6 protein-coding genes are annotated in these 4021 nt (G+C 45.6%); all 6 read right to left on the bottom strand.

Annotated features, from left to right (window positions below):
• Positions 1-353, bottom strand: a 353-nt coding sequence (locus C1G57_RS00030) for a nucleotidyltransferase family protein (protein ID WP_193434472.1), incomplete at its 3' end; no start/stop codon positions are given.
• Positions 350-1096 carry a class I SAM-dependent DNA methyltransferase gene (locus C1G57_RS00025; protein WP_105107480.1) on the bottom strand — a complete coding sequence of 249 codons (747 nt, stop codon included), beginning with the start codon at positions 1094-1096 and terminating at the stop codon, positions 350-352. The genes C1G57_RS00030 and C1G57_RS00025, both read right to left, overlap by 4 nt.
• A gap of 764 nt (positions 1097-1860) precedes the next feature.
• Entirely contained in the window at positions 1861-2220 is a 360-nt protein-coding gene (gene rsfS / locus C1G57_RS00020; protein ID WP_105113224.1) for a ribosome silencing factor, read from the bottom strand.
• A gap of 1 nt (position 2221) precedes the next feature.
• Complete coding sequence (locus C1G57_RS00015; RefSeq protein WP_105113223.1) at positions 2222-2731, bottom strand: cysteine hydrolase family protein; 510 nt, start codon at positions 2729-2731, stop codon at positions 2222-2224.
• A 134-nt stretch (positions 2732-2865) separates the two neighbouring features.
• On the bottom strand, positions 2866-3594 hold the full coding sequence (locus tag C1G57_RS00010; protein WP_105113222.1) for a MerR family transcriptional regulator: 729 nt from the start codon (positions 3592-3594) through the stop codon (positions 2866-2868).
• A 78-nt stretch (positions 3595-3672) separates the two neighbouring features.
• Positions 3673-4021 (bottom strand): nucleotidyltransferase family protein (locus C1G57_RS00005; RefSeq protein WP_193434471.1); only part of this gene is annotated, 349 nt, incomplete at its 5' end.

Raw genomic sequence — 4021 nt, 5'->3', positions numbered from 1 at the left:
TTTTCCATCTCTTCCGTCTTATCCACATAAATATCCGCAATTTTCTGGTAATCCAGCATTTCTTCCGTACCGAAAACTAGTTTTTCCACACCTAGCCTGTGTAAAATGCTGATTGCTCCCTTTGCAAAATGGTCAGCCGACTGGACCGACACCAAAAAGGGCATCTCAACAACAAGATCTGCCCCATGTTCCAATGCCATCTGAGCCCGTGTCCACTTATCCACAATGGCTGGCTCACCCCGTTGCATAAAATTGCCAGACATAACCACGATTTTCAAACCTTCTGCCTGGTCCAGCAGGTATTTATGTCCTGTATGAAAAGGGTTGTATTCTGCAATAATCCCTGAAATCATGCCTTGACCGCCTTGAAAAACCACCGCTGACTGGTTTCTGTCGGAGCCTCATCTTCAAAATCCGCAAAGACTTCCACAGAGGCAAAACCAGCTTGTTTCAACAATTCCACATAGGCTTCAATTGGATAGGTCCGCTCTTCATGAACTTCATCCCGACGGATAAATCGCTCCTCTTGACTGTCCTCATCTTTGACAAAGAAGGTCAATTCATGAACAATGGAATACTCATACTCCCCTTCATAGGTGTCCCAGACAAAGGCAAAATCCTCGTAGTTTTCATGGTAGCTATAACCTGCAAAGACCTCCTCCATTTGATAAATGGAGTGAACGTCAAAAAGGAAAGTACCACCTGAATTGAGAACAGAGTGAACTCCTTCAAAGACTCGCAAAACGGCTTCTTGGTCCGACATATAGCACAGACTATCCGAGTAACAGGTCACCGCATCGAACTCTCCAACGCCTTCCAGAGCCATCATATCTGCTTGGGCCAGTTCCATCATGACACCAGCAGCTTCTGCTTTTTTCTGGGCCAATTCCAACATTTCATAGGACAGGTCAAGCCCTGTCACTTCAAAGCCCTTTTGAGCAAAACGCACAGCCTGTATCCCTGTTCCACAGGCCAATTCTAAAATTGTCTTGGTGTCTTGTGGCAAGTTCCGCAAGCTAAAATCTGTCCATTTATCATACAAGCTGTCATCCATAATTTCATCATAGACCGCCGCAAAGGTTTCATAAGTTGCCATAGTTTCCCATTTTCCCTTTCATAAAAAGGGAGCAGGAAAGAACTCCTCAAATCAAAAGAGTTCGTATTCCTGCCCCCGCACAGTTGATTAGGTCAGATTTGGAGTGGGAAGCACGAACTGCTGTGATTTGCTTTGCAAATCCTATCTCCAACCTTAAACAGTCCCCCGGACTGTTTAAGCCAATCAACAACTGCGCTAAGATGTTGACTCAAGTTTCGAATAGTGCACCCAAATCAAAATCTGTTTTCATATTTTTTCAAAAAGTCTATCATTTCTAATTACATAATAGTGAACTCTCTTTGGACACTTTCGAATTTTATGGTGACCAGCTGAAACAGTTCCCCAAACTGTTTCACTCCCACCCCGCATAGCTCCAAAGGTTTGGGGAACCTTTGGAGGTCGGAGATAGAGCGAACAGAGTTCGCTACAAAACAGTCAGAGTAGTGACTGTTGGAGGTTGGAAATGAAGCGAACTCGTTCGCATCAGCCGTATAGGTCAGATTTGGAGTGGGAAGCACGAACTGCTGTGATTTGCTTTGCAAATCCTATCTCCAACCTTAAACAGTCCCCCGGACTGTTTAAGCCAATCAACAACTGCGCTGAGATGTTGACTTAAGTTTCAAATAGTGCACCCAAATCAAAATCTATCTTCATATTTTTTCAAGAAGTTCATCACTTCTAATCACATAACATAATAGTAAGCTCATCTTGGTCGCTTTCGAGTTTTTAGGTGACCAGCTGAAACAGTTCCCCGAACTGTTTCACTACTTCTCTTCTAAAAGTTCTGCGACTTCCAGGAAGCTACCTTCGTGCCATAATTTTTCAAGGTTGTAGAGGTCACGCATTTCTTCTGAGAAGATATGAACGACTACGCCTCCAAGGTCCAATAGGACCCAGCCACCGTTACTATCGCCTTCTACACGGCTACCCTTGATCCCAACTTCCGCTACCTTTTCACGAATGTTTTCCGCAATAGCCTCCAACTGGCGACTGTTCATGGAACTGGCAATCACAAAGTAGTCTGTCAGGCTAGTCACGCCTTGAACATCAATTACAACAAGGTCCTCAGCTCGCTTGTCATCGGCAGCCTGGGCCACAACTTTTACTAAATCTAGTTCTTTCATCTTATCCTCTAATTATATTTTCTAATGTATCCACCTGGGCAAAATTCCATGACCAGATGTTTTGGTAGTGGTCAATCAAGTCTTTGGCATCCAATTTGCCTGAATAACCTGTCGTCGTTCCATCCTGAATCACAGCTACCTTGTAACCTAGTTCAAAGGCTACTTTAATCGTCGTGTCAATGCAAAAATTGGTCGCCATCCCCATGATGATGAGCTGCTCAATTCCCTTTTCCTGCAAATAAGCATGAAGCCCTGTTTCCTTGAAGGCACTATTAAAGGTCTTATCGAAAATCTTCTCACTAGCTAAGGGTGCAACAATTGAGTGAATCTCCCAGTCAGCAGTCCCCTTGACCAATTCCTGATCATGATGTCGGACATGGATGACTTCTAGCCCCGCTTGACGGGCTTGAGCAAGACTATCTTGCCAAAGAGCCAGTCGTTCTTCAATTGCATAGGGTTGCTCCTCCACAGGCATACTCTGAATGTCAATGACTAACAATGCAGATTTCATAGCTTAACACCGGGCGTTTCCAAACGCAGGAAGAAAATGTCCCTCATAATAGGTTGAATCATTGGATGTCTCCTTATTTTCTAGCTTCATCTAGTATACCAAAAAAAGCCTAGTTCTCACTAGACTTCTTTCGTTTATTCTTTGCAATAAATCGCAATAGCTTGACTGACAAAGGCTGCTGTGCCTGGTCCACCTGCTCGGTCAATGTTGGCTGAAAATCGCTCGTCCTCAACATACATAAGACCTAGATTTTGCAAGATTTCCTTGGTGCAGGTGTAGAAATTTTCCGTGATATAGGCCTGCAAGTTGGCTACCTGAGCCTGCACATCTGGATGACTGACTTCTAAGCTCTGCATTTTTCCAAAAACCTCAAAAATAGCCTGCATCTCTTGGGCAAACACCCGGTCCTTACTGGCATCGTATTTCTCTTCAAATTCCGCAAAGGCTGAGGTATTCCCCCAACGCTCCTTGGCCTCCGCCTTGTAGGCTTCTAGTTGACTGCTGTCAAATGCGTGAAAATCCATGACTTCTCCTCCTTTTTCTGTGAGCAATCTGGCGTGATTGATGATGCGGTCCAGCCGTTCCCTTTTGAGCTCTAAAAGGCTGATATGGTCCCGCAAGACCTGTTGACGATTGACTTCCGTCACGTCCAGAAGCTGCTGAATTTCTTTGAGAGGAAAATCCAATTCACGAAATAAGAGAATTTCCTGCAGACGAGCCAAATTCTCCTGATTATAGTAGCGATAACCATTTTCTGCCACAAATGCTGGTTTGAGCAAACCAATCTGGTCATAGTGGTGCAAGGTCCTCACCGTCAATCCTGTCAACCGACTGACCTGCTTAACCGTCCAATTTTCGTTCATAGAAATCTCCTCTCTATGCCCAGTATAAGGGATAACGTAAGGTGAGAGTCAAGAATTTTATCAAAAAACTTTTACATCTTACTCCACCCTCACCGGCACGCGCCCGTAGGTCTGCTCTGCTATTGCGTTAGCGCCCAGTTGATAGACTGCATCGGCTTGCTGGGTCAGGCTGTCCCAGGGCTCTTTTCCGATCCGCGTCACCAGGTCCACCTGCTCCTTGACGGTCTTGAGATAGGCCTGGCCTCGAGCCGAAAAGCCTAGGATATGGACCGCTTCTGGCAAGGGAGTTTCCACCGCATTGACCAGGATGTAGGTCAGCACCCGCCGCACCCGCGCCTTGGTGTAGCGCTTGGTCGCAACAGCATCCACCAACTCCTCCACGGTCGCTACGCTCCCAATAGCAGAGCGGATACGACTGGCTAGTTCT

The organism is Streptococcus suis, assembly GCF_002960425.1.
Classification (GTDB): Bacteria; Bacillota; Bacilli; order Lactobacillales; family Streptococcaceae; genus Streptococcus; species Streptococcus suis_S.
The sequence above is the reverse complement of the archived record's forward strand: the minus strand, read 5'-3'. Positions and strand labels throughout refer to the sequence as shown.